General features: G+C 38.3%; 18 protein-coding genes. 3 read left to right on the plus strand and 15 right to left on the minus strand.

What is annotated here, in order from left to right; all coding sequences use genetic code 11:
* Nucleotides 1-89: 89 nt before the first annotated feature.
* The 5 genes from HHO41_RS14105 to HHO41_RS14125 all read right to left on the minus strand — a co-directional run bounded on the left by HHO41_RS14105 (nucleotide 90) and on the right by HHO41_RS14125 (nucleotide 7,330).
* The gene (locus HHO41_RS14105; RefSeq protein ID WP_169099726.1) at nucleotides 90-1,151 is read right to left on the minus strand and encodes a DUF3231 family protein; all 1,062 of its coding nucleotides are present in this window, start codon (nucleotides 1,149-1,151) and stop codon (nucleotides 90-92) included.
* 98 nt (nucleotides 1,152-1,249) lie between these two features.
* Complete coding sequence (locus tag HHO41_RS14110) at nucleotides 1,250-3,682, minus strand: ABC transporter permease subunit (RefSeq protein ID WP_169099728.1); 2,433 nt, start codon at nucleotides 3,680-3,682, stop codon at nucleotides 1,250-1,252.
* A complete protein-coding gene (locus tag HHO41_RS14115; protein ID WP_169099730.1) occupies nucleotides 3,675-4,538 on the minus strand; it encodes an ABC transporter permease subunit in 864 nt (287 codons plus the stop codon). The genes HHO41_RS14110 and HHO41_RS14115 overlap by 8 nt, the downstream gene beginning before the upstream one ends.
* A 197-nt stretch (nucleotides 4,539-4,735) precedes the next feature.
* Nucleotides 4,736-6,025, minus strand: a complete 1,290-nt coding sequence (locus HHO41_RS14120; RefSeq protein ID WP_169099870.1) for a TrkH family potassium uptake protein — start codon at nucleotides 6,023-6,025, stop codon at nucleotides 4,736-4,738.
* A gap of 687 nt (nucleotides 6,026-6,712) precedes the next feature.
* Entirely contained in the window at nucleotides 6,713-7,330 is a 618-nt protein-coding gene (locus tag HHO41_RS14125) for a response regulator transcription factor (protein ID WP_169099732.1), read from the minus strand.
* Nucleotides 7,331-7,808: 478 nt separating this feature from the next.
* Between HHO41_RS14125 and HHO41_RS14130 the strand changes: the two genes are divergently transcribed.
* Nucleotides 7,809-8,624, plus strand: a complete 816-nt coding sequence (locus tag HHO41_RS14130) for a DUF3939 domain-containing protein (RefSeq protein WP_169099734.1) — start codon at nucleotides 7,809-7,811, stop codon at nucleotides 8,622-8,624.
* Nucleotides 8,625-8,710: 86 nt separating this feature from the next.
* Here the strand turns inward: HHO41_RS14130 and HHO41_RS14135 are convergent, their stop codons facing one another.
* From HHO41_RS14135 to HHO41_RS14150, 4 genes are all read right to left on the minus strand, one after another.
* Nucleotides 8,711-9,667, minus strand: coding sequence for an aldolase catalytic domain-containing protein (locus tag HHO41_RS14135; RefSeq protein ID WP_169099736.1), 957 nt, complete (start codon nucleotides 9,665-9,667; stop codon nucleotides 8,711-8,713).
* A 123-nt stretch (nucleotides 9,668-9,790) separates the two neighbouring features.
* Nucleotides 9,791-10,855: an NlpC/P60 family protein gene (locus HHO41_RS14140; protein ID WP_248278472.1), complete on the minus strand. Its 1,065-nt coding sequence runs from the start codon at nucleotides 10,853-10,855 to the stop codon at nucleotides 9,791-9,793.
* Nucleotides 10,856-10,943: 88 nt separating this feature from the next.
* Nucleotides 10,944-11,585, minus strand: a complete 642-nt coding sequence (locus tag HHO41_RS14145; protein WP_169099738.1) for a hypothetical protein — start codon at nucleotides 11,583-11,585, stop codon at nucleotides 10,944-10,946.
* A 45-nt stretch (nucleotides 11,586-11,630) separates the two neighbouring features.
* On the minus strand, nucleotides 11,631-11,990 hold the full coding sequence (locus tag HHO41_RS14150) for a hypothetical protein (RefSeq protein WP_211171167.1): 360 nt from the start codon (nucleotides 11,988-11,990) through the stop codon (nucleotides 11,631-11,633).
* Nucleotides 11,991-12,144: 154 nt separating this feature from the next.
* Here HHO41_RS14150 and HHO41_RS14155 point away from each other — a divergent pair, with 154 nt between their 5' ends.
* Nucleotides 12,145-12,504 carry a Lin0512 family protein gene (locus tag HHO41_RS14155; RefSeq protein WP_169099740.1) on the plus strand — a complete coding sequence of 120 codons (360 nt, stop codon included), beginning with the start codon at nucleotides 12,145-12,147 and terminating at the stop codon, nucleotides 12,502-12,504.
* Between the two features lie 57 nt (nucleotides 12,505-12,561).
* Here HHO41_RS14155 and HHO41_RS14160 read toward each other — a convergent pair whose 3' ends face one another.
* On the minus strand, nucleotides 12,562-13,536 hold the full coding sequence (locus HHO41_RS14160; RefSeq protein ID WP_169099742.1) for an NAD(P)H-dependent flavin oxidoreductase: 975 nt from the start codon (nucleotides 13,534-13,536) through the stop codon (nucleotides 12,562-12,564).
* Between the two features lie 277 nt (nucleotides 13,537-13,813).
* On the opposite strand from HHO41_RS14160, the gene HHO41_RS14165 reads away from it, so the two are divergent.
* Nucleotides 13,814-15,388, plus strand: a complete 1,575-nt coding sequence (locus HHO41_RS14165; RefSeq protein ID WP_169099744.1) for a hypothetical protein — start codon at nucleotides 13,814-13,816, stop codon at nucleotides 15,386-15,388.
* Nucleotides 15,389-15,424: 36 nt separating this feature from the next.
* On the opposite strand, the gene HHO41_RS14170 is transcribed toward HHO41_RS14165, so the two are convergent.
* The 5 genes from HHO41_RS14170 to HHO41_RS14190 all read right to left on the minus strand — a co-directional run bounded on the left by HHO41_RS14170 (nucleotide 15,425) and on the right by HHO41_RS14190 (nucleotide 20,041).
* Nucleotides 15,425-17,014 (minus strand): long-chain-fatty-acid--CoA ligase, encoded by a 1,590-nt coding sequence (locus HHO41_RS14170; RefSeq protein ID WP_169099746.1) that lies wholly within the window; start codon nucleotides 17,012-17,014, stop codon nucleotides 15,425-15,427.
* Between the two features lie 81 nt (nucleotides 17,015-17,095).
* Nucleotides 17,096-17,908: an SDR family NAD(P)-dependent oxidoreductase gene (locus HHO41_RS14175; RefSeq protein ID WP_169099748.1), complete on the minus strand. Its 813-nt coding sequence runs from the start codon at nucleotides 17,906-17,908 to the stop codon at nucleotides 17,096-17,098.
* A 20-nt stretch (nucleotides 17,909-17,928) separates the two neighbouring features.
* On the minus strand, nucleotides 17,929-18,321 hold the full coding sequence (locus HHO41_RS14180; RefSeq protein ID WP_169099750.1) for a MaoC/PaaZ C-terminal domain-containing protein: 393 nt from the start codon (nucleotides 18,319-18,321) through the stop codon (nucleotides 17,929-17,931).
* Between the two features lie 28 nt (nucleotides 18,322-18,349).
* Nucleotides 18,350-18,793: a MaoC family dehydratase N-terminal domain-containing protein gene (locus tag HHO41_RS14185; protein WP_169099752.1), complete on the minus strand. Its 444-nt coding sequence runs from the start codon at nucleotides 18,791-18,793 to the stop codon at nucleotides 18,350-18,352.
* A gap of 69 nt (nucleotides 18,794-18,862) precedes the next feature.
* Nucleotides 18,863-20,041: a lipid-transfer protein gene (locus HHO41_RS14190; protein WP_169099754.1), complete on the minus strand. Its 1,179-nt coding sequence runs from the start codon at nucleotides 20,039-20,041 to the stop codon at nucleotides 18,863-18,865.
* Between the last annotated feature and the right edge of the window lie 81 nt (nucleotides 20,042-20,122).

The raw sequence follows: 20,122 nt of genomic DNA on the forward strand, positions 1-20,122 counted from the left end.
CTGTTTCCATTCATTATACATGAGGAATGAAAACACTTCCGCAATTTTTTCTGCAACAAAAAACCAAATCTAATGAAAGATTTGGTTTTTTACTTTGTATGATGATTTTTTGACATTAACTGATTGCGATTAATTGCATGCGGAGGTTTTTCCATCCAACCATTTTCTATAAAAATATTGGCCCCTTCATTCACATATAGACCTATTTCCGATAGCATTCTCGTATATAGCAAGCTTAAATCATGGCGACCATTTACAGACATTGAATTCCCATACGAGCGTATCCGCATTGTAAACATATCAATTTTATGAAACATCATCAACTTGTCTGAAAAGGTGAACTCTGTTGAATTTGTAACCAAATCATCTATTAAAGGTGGTGAAGGAAGGTCTTCTTTATGTAGCATGTGTGCGGATTCATCGATATGTTTTGAAGTAATTCCTTTCCCATTTTGAAAATAGTTGCCCACTTGCTCACTTTGAGCAATCTGACCGAAACCAATTAAAAGCGCTTTACTGACAGCGTTATTTTCAATATTGTCGCAAAGATGAGCTACCTCAAGTGCATGAAGCGGACGTTCTTTCCCAAAGAATCCATTTAAATAGCTCTTTTCTTTGACATATTCAATTTGATCCAGAGTCGGGAGCACAGGGATTTTAAACATTAAGCCCTTATCAAGCAATAAATCATTGACCTGATTTAATAAGCTAACCGTTGCCTCAATTACATTTGTATAAAATTCACGGATATCCAGTCGTGTAACCAACGGAATCGCAATTACATAGAGGCTTAGTCCTGCTTTCCCTGTGAATCTTAAATATTCAAGATAGAATTCATCAGCAAATAATCGTGGCGCTTGAAGGTTCACATCCTTCTCAGAAAACCCTTCGGGAATTGGATGATTTTCCTTTTTTAACATATCCTCCATGATAGCGAGAAATTCTTCGCATAGATTCAATGAATTTTCCAATATCTTTTTGATATCATCGTCATCGCAATTTCTCAGAAAGTACATAAGGATATATTTGGACATACTATTTCCCATATAAGTTGCCCAAATCTTTCCAATTTCTGCTGCAGTCATCCGTTCATGGTGAATCGCTTGATTGGCTTTTCTCGCATTAATTTTTATTGGTTTAATCGAATCCATTGGCATACTACCTTTCTATCATTTGCTTTTAGGATGAGCTATTTTTAAAAAAATCATACAAAAATGTCCTGCACCAATGTACAGGACATTTCCTTTCCTTATTCTCTTAGGTTCGACGTATCTAGCCACTCATTAAAATATCCGGTTGGGACATTGAAATAATCCTTTGAAAATCGAATGAATGCAGATGTATCAACTTGCTGATATTGGAACTGCCTGTAATAATCCGCTAAATACTCGGTTAGCACCAATGCAAATTCCTTCTCTCTGTACGGATATTTCTCCTCAATCATATTAAACAGCTGGACTGCAGGTTGTCCTAAAATATATCCAGGGTGTTGGTTTTCTGCCAGTGACACATTGGAATATTGCCGACCAAGTCCCATATTTTGAATATCACTTATGCGATTATAGGACACTCCTAGAGCTTGATATTTTCGTTGTCCTTCGCGGGAGTAATAATAAAGATTTGTTGCAAATTCACTAAATCCCTCATCAAGCCACGCTTCGTGATAAGAGTCATTAGCGACTACACCGTAGAAATATTGGTGGGCGATTTTTTGAATGAGCGTATTTTTAAATGACATATCCCCACCATGATAAGGGTCAACCATGATAACACCAGGATACTCATGTGAATATCCGTCTGCTAACAAAATATCAAGTTGACGGTGTGGATACTTCCCGATTTTCTCTTGGAAAAAGCTGAGTGCCTGTTTCGCGTTGACTAAGGCTATATTCGGATTCTCATGATGATCATCCTTAGAAAACAAGCGGATTTTTACACCATTACTTGTAGTTTCTAATAATTTCATGTCTTCATTTAAAATCGCAATATAAAATTCTCGGACACGATTGATTTTTAAATTCCCCTTTGTTGCAGATAAAACCGCGTCCTTATCTGCTGTTGAAACAAGCGAATACCCATTAGGAATTTCATAATCAATATTGAAATTTGAAAAATCAGTGTGATAAGTTTTAAACCCTACTTCATAAGCTGCTTTGTTCCAATAACCATTTTGGAAAGTTGCCAGCATCGGGTACCACTGACCGAGATAATATGAGCCTTTTGATGAAAGAAAGCCATTACCTCCCTCTGGTAACGTAAAATTATATGTAATCTCGACCTTACCAGACTCTCCTTTTTGAAGACCTTCAGTAAGGTCAATTTTTAAAGTGTCATTCTCAAGCGAATAGTCAGTTTCCTTGCCGTTAATCTTCACTGACATCATCTTAATCTTTGAAAATCCGCTGACTGTCTCAATTGTATGCCCCTTTGTAAAAGCATTAGGAATGAAATAAAAGATAAGCTCATTCCAAGTGTTATCAGATTTATTTTTCACGGTTATTCCAGCATTTGCTAAAAATTCACCTGACCTTGACATTTTCAAGTCCAAATCATATTTTGCCTCGCTTCCATTTGCAACTCCTTTAGCCTTACTGAGCGTTTTTATACCATCAAGCGCAGAGAATGTAGTATAAAGATAGCCACATGTTCCAAGCATAGCAAAAACAAACAGCGCTACAAGCAGTTTTTCCCCCACAAGCCTCCTCCGTTTCCGACCTTCGTATTGGACTCGAACCGGCACAAATTTCGGCTCAAAGCCCGTTATAATCCATGGTGTTCGCTGGTAATTGGACTGATAGCGATTCTTTAAACCATTTGCCAATAAGTTGAATGATATCGTAATAAATAATAGAACTAATAGCGGAATAACCAAAATATGTGCAGAACCATAAAGATTTCCTCGCGCTTGACCTACTAATCCCGAGATTTCCTTTGTAATTGATAAATAAATGAGTGGATCATAGCGCACGGCAGTTCCACCGATAAAAATATTCATTAAAGCTAATTGCCCCATGATGGTAAGACAATAGACAATTTCAAGCACAAACATAACGAGAAGTGATTCTTTCATCTGTGGAAAAATATGCTTCCAAATAATCCGATGCGGACCTGCCCCCAAAACTCTTCCGGCTTCAATAAACACGGACTTTTCAATTTCATTTGTCTTTTTGCGAACCGAAGAAATAATACTGGGAATGCTAATAATAGAAGTGATGAGGATAAAATAACCAATCAAAATCGATTCATCAATTTGATTACCAAAATTAATTGGCATTAAACAGAAATAGAGAATCAGAAATAACGGGACGTAACTCCATGAGTTTTCAAGAGATTCGAGCCACCCGGGCGTCTTTTTCCAAGCTCCAATATAGATACCAATAACCGTTCCGATTGTCATTTTTATTAGTGTTATAATTAATGAGATAAAAATGGTATGGCGCATCCCGTACAGAACCATCGTTAACAGGTCATAGCCCCATTTATCAGTTCCAAGTGGATATTCCTTTGACGTAAATGGCTCAAGCGGTGGGGCCAAAACTTTACCATCATTGTAGTGTGTTTCGAGAACTTCAGTGATTGAATGTGGTGCAAGATACGGACCAAAAATGGACAGAGCAATCAGCACACCTACGAAAAAAATACCGATATAAAATGAATAATTAATCCTCCATAACTTATTCATGAATAAAACCTCGTTTAAACAAATAAAGTATCGTTCTAACTGAAAAATAAACTAGCAGCGAAATGATCAGCATTGAAAACAGCCCAATCGCAATCGGCTGAATCTCCTTGCTTTGGAAAATAAACTTCGTAATTCCAGGTACGTTTAAAAGATATTCCACAATAAACATATTTCCAATTGCTAATGAAACAATCTTTGTCAGTTCAGCAAGGATAAACGGTTCAATATTTTTATAAACATGCTGAAAATTAATATAGTTTAATCGTAATCCCTTAGCGATGGCAGTCCTTATGTAATCCTCGCCACTAATTTGATAATACTTTACAGCAATTAATTTAAATAAATACAGTGTTGGAGCAATTGCCACAAGAACCATCGGAAACCAGATATTTAACACGCCTGCATCTGCTCTAAATGAAATAATTCTAATTCCAGTTAGTTTATAGATTTTTACTGCTAACAACAACGATAAAACAATGATAATAAAATCAGGAATTGCCGAAAGAATATTTAAGATAAGATTGAAAAAGCGAGTCAGTTTATATCTGCTGACAAACACTCCAAATAATAAGCTAAGTATGATACCCAGATTTACAGCAACAAGCATAATTTGTAGGCTTGTGATAAAATTCCCACCGATGTCATCAGCGATTTGTCTTTGTTGTGAACCAAGTTGATAGGTACCAAGACTACCATTCATAATCTCCGTAATAAAATCGCCATAGATTGTTGGTAACATACTCCAGTCCCAGCTTAATTGCTTTTCCGCCGGATTGAGTCCAACAATGGTTGGAATCGCCGCCAAAAATAAGATTAAAACGAAAATCAAAACCACTTGCTGAATGATTCGAACCATTGGCTTTCCCCTTTCTGAAACAATAAGCACGCATACTCGCTTTTATATTACTATTTAAAAATAATATATTCTCTTCCCATTTTCCGTTTAACTGTCCATGACGTCAACTATTTTCGATATATTTTGACAATATATTGAATTTAGTAATATTAAAAAATGACTGAGCAAGAATGCCCAGCCACTACGCTAACCTTATTTTAACCAATAATCACTTTTTCCTTTGGATAGTGAAACTGCTCAGTAACCGTGTTTCCACGAATAAGGAACAGGAATGAGAAGATGCCGATTCGACCAATAAACATTAACGCAACAAGAATCCACTTGGCACCCGCACTTAAATATGGAGTAATCCCTAATGAAAAACCTGTCGTACCAAAGGCAGATGAAACCTCAAAAATAATTTCTGAAAGACTTGTAGCAGGCTCTAAAAAGCTAATCATCATAACAGAACCACACCAGATAATTAAGGCAGTCGATACAACGATAAATGCTTTATGAATATCCTTTGGGTCGACCTCGCGCCCGAATATTTTAATTGAATCTCGTCCTCTCGCGTAGAAAAAAATACTTAAAACCATGATAGCAAAGGTTGTCGTACGAATCCCTCCACCAACACTACTTGGTGAAGCTCCAATAAACATCATTCCGCTTAGCAATAAAATAGATGGACGTGATAAGTCGGCCATGTCCATTGTTGCTAGTCCCGCACTTCGCGTTGAGACCGATTGGAATAACGCATAAAAAAATGATTCATGCCAAGATTTATCAGAGAAAAAATGATTATGTTCAAATAAAAGAATGAGAATAGCACCTAACCCAACGAGAAGAAAAAAAGTAGTTGAAGTTAACTTTGTAAAAAGAGTAAAACGATAGGGCATGGGCCCTTTATGTAAGCAAAAATCTTTTAATTCAACTAATACAGGGAAGCCAATCGCACCAAGTATGATTAAAACCATATTGATTATTTGCACAAAATAATCATTGGCAAATGGGATTAACGACGTGCCTGTTATATCAAAGCCTGCATTTGTCGTGGCACTGACAGAAGCAAATAGCCCTTGAATAAAAGCTTCTTGCCAGCCATCAAAATATTTCTGAAAATGAACACCTAAAATAAACGCTCCCAATAGTTCAATTGAAATAATGATAACTAAAATTTGCCTCATTAATCGAACTAAGCCAGAAAAGGTTGACTGATTTTGATCAATCATAATTAATTGACGATTCTTCAAACCGATTTTCTTGCCAAATACTAGCCAAACAAAAGTCCCCAACGTCATAATCCCAATTCCACCAAGTTGAAGAATAAATACTAGTATAAAATAGCCAATTGTATTAAAAGTGTCCGCTGTCGAAACAACAGTCAAGCCGGTAACGCTAATCGCACTTACTGCAGTAAAAAGGGCATCCGTAAATGACAATTGAACACCCGGTTGATGAGCAATCGGCAAACTCAGCAAAAACGTTGAGATAATGATTGCCGTCATATAAAATAAAACGATTAACTGAACAGAGGTTAATCGTTTTTTTTCAACTCTCTTTTTTCCCACCACTTCACGACCTTCTTACATGATAGGCATAGTATACCAAATTTTCGTATAGACGAATATCTGTTACCAAAAATATTCAGGATGTATTTTGGGTACATAATAGGTTATCCCTTTACAAAAAAAAACCTTCCAGCGAATAGCTGAAAGGTTCATAAAAAAAATTTATGTATGGATTAAAGTAATCCGCCTAGAAGTCCTCCTACTAATCCGCCAACAAGATTAAGAACTGGAGTTAAATCAAGAACAGCTGCTAAAGATAAGCCTAATGATAACATTCATTTCACCTCCAACTGTTATTCATTAAAGGATTAAAGTAATCCTCCTAGTAAACCACCTACTAATCCGCCAACAAGACCAATTACACCAGTTAAGTCAAGAGCTGCTGCTAAAGAAAGACCTAATGCTAACATTCAATACACCTCCCATCCATTACTTAACAAATGATCACGGTTTGTTTACTCTTCCTAAAACCTTATCGATTTGTTATATACATCATATTTCAATTCAATTTTTCAAAACATCGTATATTCCGACAAAATCAGCGGTGTACTTCGTAATCTTTTTGCGTGATTCCGCAAAAAACGCAAAAAAAATGCCGATACATCGACATTTTTTGACTTTTTATTATATGTAAATTAATCCCTTTTGCGTTCCCTTCATGATTGCTCCAACTCTACTATCGACATCAAGCTTTTGAAAAATAGAGGTAATATGGTATTCGACCGTTCGCTTGCTCATACTTAATTGCTTGGCAATCTCATGGTTCTTTCTTTCTTGAGAAATTAGTTGAAGTATTTCAATTTCTGTCATTGTTAATTGATGGTGATGGTCTTTTAACAGCGTTCGATTCGACAGTAGAATATTACCCAAATAGCTCTGCTTCACGGCGTTAATCAAGGTCTTAAACGGCTCCACCTTCAACACAACCGCATGTACTCCAATTTTATAAAGAATTCGAGTTAATTCTTCACATGCATGGCTTGCAAATACGACAATTTTAATTTTGTCGTTATAAGTTTCAATAATCTCCTGTGCCAAATCTATTCCATTGATATTGGTTAAATATGGTTCCATTACTACAACATCTGGTCTAGTCTCGTTAATCATACTGATGGTTCTTGTTCCATCTGTAATCTTACCTACCACTTGTATTCCTACCTCTTCGTTTTCGAAAAAATGAGCAATTGCTTCTGTCGTAAACGGATGATTGTCAATAATTACAACTTTAATAGGTTCCTCCATAATTTCCTCCTTACAACGGAAACAAATTTCATCTGGTGACGAGAAACTTATTATCACAAGGCAATTGTTACCAATTTTGTCATCAAATGATTAAAATGATTGCAAATAATCCGATATAATAGTGATAAACATCACTCGTTATGTTCAAATATCATTATACACTGATATTTTATACTTTTGTTATAAATTTCATATTTTTAAAAATTTTTACTTTTGTGTAAAATAATTACAAAACTTTTTGTTTTAGACGATTTTAGAAGAAGTTAGAACTGATGCTTATTTGTTCTTAATAGCGAATTTCACTAAGTCTTTTCTCCTTGCTCGATCATCCAAAATGACTTGATTAAGATTGTTTAGAAATTATTACCACAATATTGGAATTTAAGAGTAAAATAGAAGGAGAGGCACATCATGATTACATTCTATTTTCCTAGACTAAAGCAAAATATTATATTGCTAGAGAAATGGAGGCAATCCGATGTTATCTAATGAAGCAGATTTACAAAAAGAATATGAGTACTTTTTAAAGGACCATCTCCCCGATGGCTTTTCCTATGTGGATGACGAAGAACCACCTACGGTTGTGGTCACCGTAAAGAATGCAGCCGAAACAGCAAAAAAAGTCGAAACAGAGCTACGTTTTCAAGGTTATTCTGAAAGCATGGTCACGGTTACAGCCAATGTAGATGGCGAACACCAACAAATCCACTTAAGCTTTGATTTGTTATACTTTACCGAACAACAGGCTAAAAGCTGTTTACTGCTAGTAGCACGAACCATTTATACATTTGAAAGCGGTTCCGAGACAAAGGAAGAAACATCGATTTTTTCTTTCTTTAACTCAAAGAAAAGGCATCGTAAACGCGATGAAGATAAGTTTAAAGACGATATTACGAAGGAAGATGTCGTTAAAGCAGTTCGTAAATTTTCTGATAACCTCCCAGATGGAACATACCGAACAATCCTCGTAAATGATGACTACAGCATTGATTTATCCCAATTACGTAGATTCCTACCTAGAAAACCAACACAAAAATATTATATGTCCAAAGAAACGTATGAGATTTTCGAGGAGCACGAGGCTCATATCCCACCATTAATGGATAAGGTCCAAAAGGCGGTCGATGCCTATGTGCGCGAACATAAAGAGTATCCAATTATACCATACGACCACGCTCGTCGAGTCAATGGCTATTTATTAGTACAGGAGCATTTATTAGATGAAATGCCGAGTATGGATTTCTATATTACAAATTATGATGGCCTCATTACCCATACTAAGCCTAAGAAATAATGCAAAGCAGTGGAGTATAAGAAAAGCCCGAAAGGCATCTAAACGACCTTTCGGGCTTAATACTATCGTTTTTATCAAAATCTAGTTTATTTCGCTCGTGCTACAGAAACTTCAGGTGATGTTACTTTATCGTAGAAATTAACAAACTCATCACGCTCAGGGGTATTGCGGTAAGCCATCGCCACGCGTGGATGTTCGTTAAGTACACCAGAAATCATGTAAGGAATGATGTAACCCCACTCCCATTTTTCACGCATTTCCAGCATGTGTTTTTCAATAACACCAAGCACAGGTTTCAATTCGTAGCTTGTTTTTGGTATGTAGCTTACAAGAAGCTCAGTATTACAGTTTCCTGCTGCCCGTCCCATGCCATATACAGATGAATCTAGGAATTCAACGCCATTTTTCATAGCAGAAAGCGTGTTGGCAAAAGCAAGCTGCATATTGTTATGAGTATGGACACCAAGACGCTTGTTTGGCAGCATTTCACGGAACTTTTTCACCTGATGCTCAATATCTTGAGGATCAAGACTTCCAAATGAATCAACGATATATACTACATCAACGGGGCTTTCCTTGATCATTTCGAAAGCATCGATAAGTTGACGTTCTGGTGCACTTGAAAGCGCCATGATATTAAGGGTTGTTTCATAACCTAAATCATGGAACATTTGCACTAGCTCTAAGCCTTTGTCCACTTCACGTATGTAACAAGCAACGCGAATCATATCTAATACGCTTTGTTCACGTGGAAGGACATCGTTCGGATCAACACGTCCGATATCAACGAGAGCGGAAAGTTTTGTTTTCTTCTTAACAGGAATTACTTGTTTAAGGAAATCATCATCGAGGAATCTCCAAGGATTGGGCTCAGTAGCATTAAGGAGTTTCGCAGAATTTTTGTATCCAATTTCCATATATTCAACACCAGCAGCATTTAAGCCCTCGTATAAGTCTTGGACAAACTCAATACTGAAATCCCAGTTATTCACCAATCCGCCATCGCGAATGGTGCAGTCTAATATTTTACAATTATTTTCCATAATCCATTTTCCCCCTTTTTATCATCATAACAGATTTTTTGACATTGTACGTCTTGAATACTCTCCATTTTACAAATTTTCTTACAAAAAGAAAAGCTGTCGATTTTGACAGCTTAAAATTTATTAAAAGATTACTCGCTTCGAATAAAGGTAATTCTGCTTCCAATATGGATTTTGCAACACATTTTTTGTAATCGTAACCCCCTTTGAGCTTGATGCATGGATCATACTGCCGTCGCCCATATATATACCAACATGTCCGACACGACCATCAGAGTATATGTCCTTTTGTGTAAAGAACATCAAATCACCAGCCTCAAGTCTGGATATGGTCGTTCCCCTACTTGCTTGGTCTCTGGAAACTCGTGGAAGTGTAATGCCATTTTTCACAAAAACAAGTTGAGTATACGATGAACAGTCAAAATATTTTGGTGCATCTGCTAATGATGCTCCAAATTTGTAGGAAGCGCCAATGTAGAGCTTTGCCTGTGCAATCACCTTCTGCCTTTGCGTGGCGACCGTCATATGGTTTGTGTTTTTAACAGGCTTTTTCTCCTTAGCCGGCTCCATTTCCTTTGCCTGATCACGCGGTGGAATCACAAAAACTTGGCCATCCTTGACTATGTCTGAGGCTAATTTATTTGCAGCCTTCAATTCTAGTATCGTCACGTGATGTAAGCGTGAAATATTATATAAACTGTCGCCAGTATGGGCGATATATTTTTGTGCTGGTCTCTGCACCTGAATTGAGCCATCTTGTGACTGAAAGGTAATATAAGCATTAAACAAAGCTCCTCCACCATGCAGTGATACGTAAGCAGTATTATGTATCCATCGTGGAGGCTTGATGTTGACATATTCATTCCCTTTTTTCGCTTTAGACCCACCCATGGTTGTCCGTATGGTAGTTGAGCCATCTGTAATTTGATAAGTTAGTGTTTTTGCCTCAAATTTGATGCTATTGTAGCCCAAGCTTTTTGCAAGTGGCACTAATGGCAAGTAATAAATTCCATCAATCTTAATCGGGTTAATTCCGTTAACCGCTTTCCCATTGATCGCAAGCTTTGCTGTAGGAACCTGTTGAACCTGAGCATTAGTGGCATGATTTCCAATGAAGGAAAGTGCAATAATAAGTGAAGTAATCAGTATCGGCCGGAAAATTTTTCTTAGATGCTTTTGTGTTTGCAAGGGTATCTTCTCCTCCTTTTGTAATTGAAAACAATCGAGAATAGCTTTTGTTAACAATTACTTTTTATGCAAAGGAGAGTACATGCGATTAATTAGGAATGATGATATCCAACTTTCCATCACGATTTACAATCTCAACGACATCATCAAGAAATAAGTATGGTGTGTCGTATTGGTCTTGTTTTTTTAGATTTACATAACGATTATTTGCAGTTAAAACCGGAAAAACTACATTCGTTTTCTTCAGGAGGTTGTTAGCAATAGCTACCTCAGCCATCAGGATAACTTCTTTATTGGAAATCGCAAAGAAAAGCTTGCCAATCTCCTTGTCATGCTCATCCGTAATGATAATCTGCTGCAATATTGAAATTAAACAAGCAACAAAATCATTGATTCTTTCATGGGGTAGTTCGCCCATATCACAATCGGATAATGCTTTATTAAGTCCATTTCTAAGCTCCTTAAACGAAAAAACGTCGTGGATCCTAAGTGAGACTTTAGACTGACTCATTAGTGCAAATTTCTTTCTCGTTTCTAATAAGTAATCTTTAATGATTCCTTTATATTGCACACGATTTATCGCAAGTTCTGTCACTTCATTGATCCATTTAATATCATCAGCTTGCTTTTGAATTAATAATAAAAAGCCGAGAACATCCTGTTCGGCAAAGTTGCCATTAGCTAATTTTTCCACATAGGTGCTCAATAATGATTTTTGTTTAAGATCCATTTTTTAATTCTACTCCTATAATTTAAGTTCAGTATCTTTTCTATTTTACTCCTTCTTACCAAATAATGAAGTAAAATTCATTAGGGTATAAATCCTGGCAGTTACAAGGAATAATTCCTGTTTATTGCGATTTACGTAATCGTTGATAATATCGAGTCCTTTTTGAAATTGCTCTACTAAGTAAGTGGTATATTTTTCATCCCAATCAAAGCGATTGATGCGGATTAGCTCATCGGCAAGAATTTGGAACCTAAACTCTTCAATATATAAGGTAATTTGATATAGCTTATCTCGATTAACGGACAAAGTTTCACGTTGCCCATCTAGCTTTGAAACGTATTTAATAAAATCATGAATATTTTCAGCAAGCATATTTGCTTTTTGCATGTTTAAGTTAATTTTCATTTATGCTCTCCCCTTTATAGGAAGAGTGTATTCAATGTAATTCAAAAAAATAATCAACCATGTTGCACAAGCTACCAGCCTGAAAATTACTAATCATCGCCTAAAAGCGCTACAATAAAAGAGATAAACATTCAGAAGGGAAAGTGAAGCGATAATGGAAAAAATCATGTTTATTGAAACCGGAATGGGCATTGATGTGCATGGTCAGGACATCACAAAGGCAGCAGTTCGTGCCATCAAAAATGCCATTCATTTCAACTCGATGCCAGGGATTCGTTCCGTATTACCAGGAAACAGCCTTGAGAATATGAAGGTCAATGTCAAGCTAGCCGTTCCTTGTGAAAAAGAAAGCCTTGATGTTGACACTGTAAAAGCAGCGCTACCTTATGGTCAAGTTACAGTGGAAGTTATGGATGGCGGCATGCTAACAACAAGTGGAATCGTGCTCGAAGATAAGGGCGATAAAAACGATTTAATGTACATCGTTGTTGCCTCAGTAGAAGTAGGGTATTAAATCCCCAAAAAGACAGGTACCATTTTTGACGAGATGGCACCTGTCTTTTTGATAAGCTTATGAAAAACCACAGTTTATTTTATTAGTGGCTATTTGATATTCATGTTTAAGCTTCGTGACTACTTCGGCCACTGTTTCAACCTCTTTAATTGCACCAACCCCTTGGCCAGCTGACCAAATATCCTTCCAAGGCTTCGGACCATTTCCTCCTTTATAATGGGACCAGTCAAACGAGTCCTTCTTAATTAATTTCTGTAGGTCTAGCCCTGCTATTTCAATACTTGGAATCAGATAATTAGCAGCAATTCCACTCAATGCATCTGTATAAATAAGATCCTCAAGTGACGATTCGATGAGCATTTGACGATAAGAATCGCTGGCAAGACTTTCTTGTACAGCAATAAATCTTGTTCCCATATACACGAAATCTGCACCTAAAAGCTTGGCAGCAGCAATCTCTTGACCACTCGAAATTCCTCCAGATAGAATCGTTATACCATTCCAAAATTCCTTAACAGCACTAATGAATGCGAATGGATTCAACGTACCGGCATGACCACCAGCACCATTACAGACAAGGATTAATCCATCCGTTCCCTTTTCGACAGCTTTTCTCGCGTGCGATAGATTCACAACATCCGAGAATACAAGACCACCGTATCGATGGACGATTCTAACAACTGGGCTGGGGTCGCCAAGGGAGGTTATCACAATGGGGGGCTGATACTTTTCAATGAACTTTAAATCCTCTTCATAGCGCTTGTTAGTGCGATGAACAACTAGATTAACCGCCCATGGTGCAATTTTTCGCTTTGGATTCTCCTGTTTTGCCTCTTGAAGTTCCTCGGTTATTTGTGTCATCCATGAGTCTAAATCGCAAGTGGTACGGGCGTTGGCCAACGGGAAGGAGCCGATAATACCTGCTTTGCAACCTGCTATGACCATTTCTGGACTGGAAACTAGAAACATCGGGGCGCTGATAACTGGAAGCTCCAATTGTGATGCTATTGTTGTTGAGATTTTATCTGACAAAATGACTCCTCCTCTTCGGATAAATATTTGTAACCTCTTAATTATAACTGAATTTTCTGTTAATTAAACAGAGCAGATTATAAGAACATCAATATCTAGTTCGCCTTCTATATAAATTTAGTTTTGTTTAGTTTTGTTTACTTACGTTTAGTTTTATAAAAAAATTACAACAAAATTAAACAAAACTTAACGAAACGTAACAAAAATCGTTGTTTTCAAGTTATAAAAAGATTACAATTTTTATAATTAAAATCACTAAGATGGGGCGCGAAACCAAATGGCGGTTCAATTAACAGCGAAGCAACAGGATCAGTTAATCATCCATCAATTCTTAAGCATTGCCTTAGGTGGGAATTCGTACTTGCATCCTTTTATTGAGGAAGCCTATCGTAAAAACGAATGGGAGTATTATGAGGCGTATCAACGCGGTGAATTAAAAGGGAATCCGCTATTTTCGATGTACACAACGAAAAGTGAGGAGAAAATTCGGCAGGCAGCGGGACTCGTTGAATGGTGCGATCAAAACCATCAGTTCACTCCAGTTGATTCCCTCATTAAAAAGGGCTATAAATTTGCTTATCAATATATGCAACAGCAATTAGAAATTGACTTTGAACACTTCATGCGTGCATATGCCAAACGGCAAAAGAGCAAAATTATTAAGGAAATAGATTTAATCTATCAAAACATTGTTCTTTGGTATTTATGTGTTCGGGAAAAGAAGCCTTTCAAAACAAACAATGTTGCCTGGGAGTCCTTCCAAAATATTTTAAATACCTCAATGAACGATGCCAAACTGCAAAACCTAATGTTTTGTGACAGTAAGTATGCTGAGCATAAAGAAGAAATCGAATCCCTTTACAGACATTACCAAATACCTAAAAATCCCCGATTTGATTCTTTGGGTGTTTTTATTGATTTCTTAATAAGCCATAACCTTATGAAAATTCATAAGAAAAGGCCCAATCTATCATCAGAGAAGGCAGAAAGACTCGTTTTTCAGGAGTATCCAACAAAATATATCGGCGCTTTAGGCGGTTGGCTTAAAACACTTAATATTCATGAATTGGATGCTACTGAAAATATCCCATTTACAAAGCATCATTTGGATATGGTTTTCCTAGAACTGATTTATGCAAAGAAATATAATTATATTTCAGCAGAGGATCAAGATTTATTTTTCATCTCCTGTTTATATATGCAATGTTTAGGAATACATTATCGGGAAACGAAAACATTATACCTTGACGAATCCAAGCATGATTTTTATATTGAAATGAAAGCAAAAGAGATTCAAATAGCTAAGCAAGAAGCCGATCTTCACCGAAGACTGCAGGATTGGCGAATGACCAATCATCGCAAGCAAAAAGAAATCGATGGGTTAACGCAAGAACTTCGTGAAGCACAGTCGAAAATCCGTCAATTGGAGCAGCAAATCAATGAATTGGAGGACTACTCCAGTGAAGTTCATGCACTACGGGACTATATATACTGGGAAGATCATGGAGAAAAATCAAATCAGCACCATGAAAAGCTTCCTACTATTGATGATATGTCAAAATTGATACATGAGAAACGCATTGTCATTTTTGGAGGTTCACCAAATTGGCGTCATAAATTAAAGGAGCACTTACCCAATGTAGAATTTGTTGATGTCGATGAGAAAAACCGGGATATCTCAAAAATTCAGCGCTTCGATGCTGTCTTTATTAATACCTCCGTGTTTGCCCATACATTTTATAAGAAAATTATGAAGGAATTAAACAAATGCCAAACACCGCTTTATTATTTGAACGGACAATGTAATACTGAGAGAACCATTTTAGAAATGTACCGCTGGCTAAACGATTAAAACCCTCGTCCTAGTGACGAGGGCTACTTTTTATATCTAATTTACTTTCCGTTCTTGCTTCTGCCAGTATTGATCGCGAAGGTTTCGTTTTAAAATTTTGCCGGCACCGCTTTTCGGAAGCTCGGCAACAAATTCAATAGATTTTGGCACTTTATAGTTTGCCAGCTTCTGCCGCACGTAAGCAATGATTTCTTCCTCTGTAATACTGTTTGCTCGTTTCAACGCAACAACCGCATTGATTGCTTCCCCCCACTTTTCGTCTGGAACACCTACAACTGCGCACTCCAGAACCTCTGGAATTTGACTGATTGTTTGTTCGACTTCAACGGAGTATACATTTTCTCCACCCGTAATAATCATATCCTTGGCCCTGTCGACCACATAAAAATAGTTATCCTGATCACGGTAGCCTAAGTCACCCGTATAATACCAGCCGTCACGCAAGGCATTAGCAGTTTCTTCCGGTAAATTCCAATAACCCTTCATAATATTGGGACCTCTGGCGACAAATTGACCTACTTCACCAATAGCCGTTTCCCTACCATCCGGAGCGACAACTTTCATTTCGATTCCTGGAACAGGTCGGCCTGCTGCAGCCAAACGCTCGATTTTTGCAGCGCTTCCATCAAGGAGATGGTCTTGCCCATGAAGAAGAGTTAGGATTGGAGCTGCTTCCGTCATCCCGTAAGCTTGCCAGAATTGAACATTCTCAAGCTTTTCTAAACCCTTTTGCAGAACACTAACTGACATTGGCGATGCTCCGTAAATAATCGTCCGCAATGAATTGACATACGGTTTATCAAAGTCTGGCATATTTAACAGCAAATTAATCATGGTTGGAACGAGCAGGGATGATGTTACCTTCGTTTCTTTAATGACCGCAAGTACCCCATTAGGTGTAAACGAGCGCACAAATGTATGGGTCGCCCCCAACATTGTGATTGAGAATGTTGCTGCTCCATCTGCTAAATGGAACATCGGTGCAGCGTGAAGGTACACATCGTCTTCCTTTAGAACGCTGTAAAAAAGCATACTATGATAGGCATTCACTACGATGTTCTTGTGAGTGAGCATGACGCCTTTTGAACGTCCGGTCGTTCCACCTGTGTAATAAAGACCTGCGACGTCGTCCTCACAAAGTCCCATGCACGACAACGACTGTTCCGGATGTTGCTTTAGCAATTCCTCATATTGAAGAACATCATTATGAACTTCCTGACCAACATGCTCCCCTTCATCCACAGCAAGAATGACATGGCGTAGCCCTTTCACTTGTTGTTTAATTTCCGATAAAACTCCTAAAAATTCAGGATGAATATATAAAACCTCAACTCCGGCATCATTTAGGATAAACGAAATCTCTTCGGCACTTAATCTAGTATTAATCGGAACGATTATCCCACCAAGTGCCGTCGTTCCATAAATAATTTCTAAGTAGCGATATTCATTTAAGAGGAGGGCGGCAACCCGATCACCCTTTTTAACACCAAGCTGAGAGAGTGAATGCTTAATTTTGGCAGTTCGTGCGGCAAATTGAGAGTACGTAAACCGTTTGTCTCCATCAATCATTGCTACTTTTTCTGGAAAAGTCCGTGCTGCATAAAGAAGCCCTTTCGTAATTAACATATAATCTCTCCCTTATGGTTAATAAAAAAATCGCATTTAATGGAACTCATTTTTTATGTGTGTTCTACTGTAATTCAACGATTAGGTGTACATTCCACCATTGATGTTTAGTACCTGTCCATTCACATAATTTGATAGTGGCGAGGTGAGATAAAAGATTCCTTCTGCCGCCTCTTTAATCGTGCCTGCTCGCTTTTGTGGAATCGATTGCTCGAACATCTGTCTGACTTTCACTGGAATCCCAACAGCCACTCCATCAACATGTTCCCCTTTTTCCTTCGGCTGGGTTAAGCGTGTATCAATCATTCCAAAGGCGACAGCATTACAATTGACATTAAAGCCAGCCCATTCCTTCGCTACCGTTTTGGTTAAGCCGATTAAACCCGCCTTTGCTGATGCATAGTTGGCTTGTCCTACGTTCCCCATCACTCCGGCAACGGAGGAAACATTCACGATTTTTCGATAATGGGCTATGCCGGCTTCGATATCTGCTTTACCGGAATCACGAATGTACGGAGCCGCTTCACGAATTAACCTAAACGGCGCTATTAGGTGGATATCAAGCATTTTTTGAAATTGTTCATCAGACATTTTGTGAATCAGGCTATCCCAGGTGAAGCCAGCGTTATTCACTAAGATGTCAAGCTTTCCAAATGCCGAAATCGTCTCAGCAATAATCTTTTTTGGAAAATCAACTCCAGTGACGTCGCCAACAACGGCAATCGCCTCACCACCTTTTGCTGTAATGGCTTGTAAGGTTTCTTCGGCAACATGATGATCCTTATCCGAAATGACGACTTTTGCACCATGCTCGACCATGATTTCTGCTAGTGCTCGTCCAACCCCACGTCCAGAGCCTGTAATAATCGCAACTTGATTTTCTAATAATCTCATTGTTTCCCCCTCCAATCCGTTTATTTGTTATCTTTTTTAACCACTTCAAATCTCCCTGATAGCTTCACTTCGTTATCACTTTTTACAAACAGCTCACCTAACCATCTAGTTTCACCAGCGAGTTCTATTTCTTCAGTAATTTGGCCAGTAATGATCAGCTTTTCGCCAGGATGAGTCATTTTCACAAAGCGAACTTTAAAATCTCGTAAATTTTGGCGAGGAAACCATTGAGTAAGTGCTTGTCCAGCAAATCCCATCACTAACATCCCATGTGCAATGACGTCTCCAAGCCCCGCTTGTTGAGCAACAGGTACAACCGTATGAATCGGATTAAAGTCCCCTGATGCTCCGGCATAGCGAACTAATTGGCTATGTGAGATTGGTTGTTTTTCTAATGGTTGAAGTATTTTCATCGTTTCGCTCCTTTTAAAAAATGATAAATTATTGTCTTTCTATCAGGACTGATTTAGAAATTAGTAGGATCGCGTTATGCTGGTTTTTGTATTTCGTTTCAATCGTAAACAAGTTCATATTTCGTTTCTCAATTACCTCTATGACCTTGCTCGTACAATGAATCGTATCTCCTGCACAAATATCCCCCACATATGTGTATTGCATCTCGCCGTGAAGGACTTTCAGTGGATTGATTTCAAGCGCTTCTATTAATTGCTCAAAATCAGGACCAGCCCACATATCAATGGCCGTTGCAAAGGTCGGTGGAACCGGGACATCGCGAAATCCGGATTTTTGCGCTGCCTCAACACTGTAATAAATGCTATTGTCATCGCCGATTGCCTGGGCAAATTCTTTGATTTTTCCACGTTCGACACTGTAGCTGTATGGCTTAAATTCGAGACCAATTTTATGAGAAAGTTTATTTAGCATGGTTAATGACTCACTCCTTGTCAATTAATGATATTGCACTATTAGAGAAGGTTTTTAATAAATACAGATTTAACCTTTTTGATAAACCGTCACAACACAAGCCCCACCTAGTCCAAGATTATGCTGCATGGCAATCCTTGCATCCTCTACTTGTCGCTTTCCAGCCTCACCACGCAAATGCCAGACAAGCTCAGTCGCCTGGGCCAACCCGGTTGCCCCAAGCGGATGACCTTTGGACATTAAGCCCCCTGATGGATTGATGACATACTGACCCCCATAAGTATTGTCTCGATCGTTAATAAACTTCTCTGCTTCGCCTTTTGGGCAAAGTCCCAAGCCCTCATAAGTAATGACCTCATTTGGCGTAAAGCAATCATGAAGCTCGATGACATCGACATCTCGAGGCCCAAACCCAGCCATTTCATAGGCCTGTTTGGCTGCTCGCTCCGTCATTCCGTAGCCAACTAAATGGAGGTAATCCTCGTGACTATCAGGTTTATCCGTTGCCATTGCCTGGGCAATGATTTTCACGGTTCGATTCAGGTTATGCTGTTTTGCGAATTTTTCGCTGCAGACAATAACTGCCGCTGCCCCGCAAGTAGGTGGACAGGCCATAAACCGTGTCAAACCTGGATAAACTTGTGGTGCGTTCATGACCTCAGCCAAATCCATCTCCTTCGAAAATAAAGAATACGGATTATGGATCGCATGCTGGCGTGATTTCACAGCAACTTTTCCATAGATGTCAGGGTTAGCCCCTGTTTTCTCAAGGTATTCTATCCCAGCTGCACCAAATACCTTTAACGCAATCGGGCCATCTGGCAATTTACTGTCTAACGCTTGAAAGCGATCATTAATCCACTGAAATGGTGAAGTCCGGTCAATCCAATTTTCTCCTAATGCTCCTGGCTTCATCTCCTCAAAGCCAAAGGCGAGCACGCAATCAGCTGCCCCTGATTCCACTGCTTGTCTTGCTAAAAATAAAGCAGTTGATCCCGATGAACAATTATTGTTGACATTTATGATAGGAATTCCTGTCATCCCCACCTGATAAAGCGCGGTTTGCCCACAAGTGCTATCCCCATAAACATAACTGGCATAGGCTTGTTCTACTTCCGAGTATGAAATTCCCGCATCCTTAAGTGCACCATTAATGGCTTTTGCGGCCATGATTTCGTACGGTTCGTTTTGGCCTGGTTTAACAAATTTGACCATACTGACACCAATAATATTTGCCCGATTTGACATTATTCTTCCTCCTTACAACTCTCTTCCAAAATTCCACCCAATTTCAATCCTATGAACTTCAAACAAAAACTATCACTATAA

The organism is Bacillus sp. DNRA2, from assembly GCF_012843265.1.
In the GTDB taxonomy this organism is placed as follows: Bacteria; Bacillota; Bacilli; order Bacillales; family Cytobacillaceae; genus Bacillus_BU.

Excerpts from the sequence above, each read along its gene's own strand:
- HHO41_RS14105 (WP_169099726.1), bottom strand. The coding sequence starts at position 1,151 with ATGGATTCGATTAAACCAATAAAAATTAATGCGAGAAAAGCCAATCAA.
- HHO41_RS14110 (WP_169099728.1), bottom strand. The coding sequence starts at position 3,682 with ATGAATAAGTTATGGAGGATTAATTATTCATTTTATATCGGTATTTTT.
- HHO41_RS14115 (WP_169099730.1), bottom strand. The coding sequence starts at position 4,538 with ATGGTTCGAATCATTCAGCAAGTGGTTTTGATTTTCGTTTTAATCTTA.
- HHO41_RS14120 (WP_169099870.1), bottom strand. The coding sequence starts at position 6,025 with ATGACGGCAATCATTATCTCAACGTTTTTGCTGAGTTTGCCGATTGCT.
- HHO41_RS14125 (WP_169099732.1), bottom strand. The coding sequence starts at position 7,330 with ATGGAGGAACCTATTAAAGTTGTAATTATTGACAATCATCCGTTTACG.
- HHO41_RS14130 (WP_169099734.1), top strand. The coding sequence starts at position 7,809 with ATGTTATCTAATGAAGCAGATTTACAAAAAGAATATGAGTACTTTTTA.
- HHO41_RS14135 (WP_169099736.1), bottom strand. The coding sequence starts at position 9,667 with ATGGAAAATAATTGTAAAATATTAGACTGCACCATTCGCGATGGCGGA.
- HHO41_RS14145 (WP_169099738.1), bottom strand. The coding sequence starts at position 11,585 with ATGGATCTTAAACAAAAATCATTATTGAGCACCTATGTGGAAAAATTA.
- HHO41_RS14150 (WP_211171167.1), bottom strand. The coding sequence starts at position 11,990 with ATGAAAATTAACTTAAACATGCAAAAAGCAAATATGCTTGCTGAAAAT.
- HHO41_RS14155 (WP_169099740.1), top strand. The coding sequence starts at position 12,145 with ATGGAAAAAATCATGTTTATTGAAACCGGAATGGGCATTGATGTGCAT.
- HHO41_RS14165 (WP_169099744.1), top strand. The coding sequence starts at position 13,814 with ATGGCGGTTCAATTAACAGCGAAGCAACAGGATCAGTTAATCATCCAT.
- HHO41_RS14170 (WP_169099746.1), bottom strand. The coding sequence starts at position 17,014 with ATGTTAATTACGAAAGGGCTTCTTTATGCAGCACGGACTTTTCCAGAA.
- HHO41_RS14175 (WP_169099748.1), bottom strand. The coding sequence starts at position 17,908 with ATGAGATTATTAGAAAATCAAGTTGCGATTATTACAGGCTCTGGACGT.
- HHO41_RS14180 (WP_169099750.1), bottom strand. The coding sequence starts at position 18,321 with ATGAAAATACTTCAACCATTAGAAAAACAACCAATCTCACATAGCCAA.
- HHO41_RS14185 (WP_169099752.1), bottom strand. The coding sequence starts at position 18,793 with ATGCTAAATAAACTTTCTCATAAAATTGGTCTCGAATTTAAGCCATAC.
- HHO41_RS14190 (WP_169099754.1), bottom strand. The coding sequence starts at position 20,041 with ATGTCAAATCGGGCAAATATTATTGGTGTCAGTATGGTCAAATTTGTT.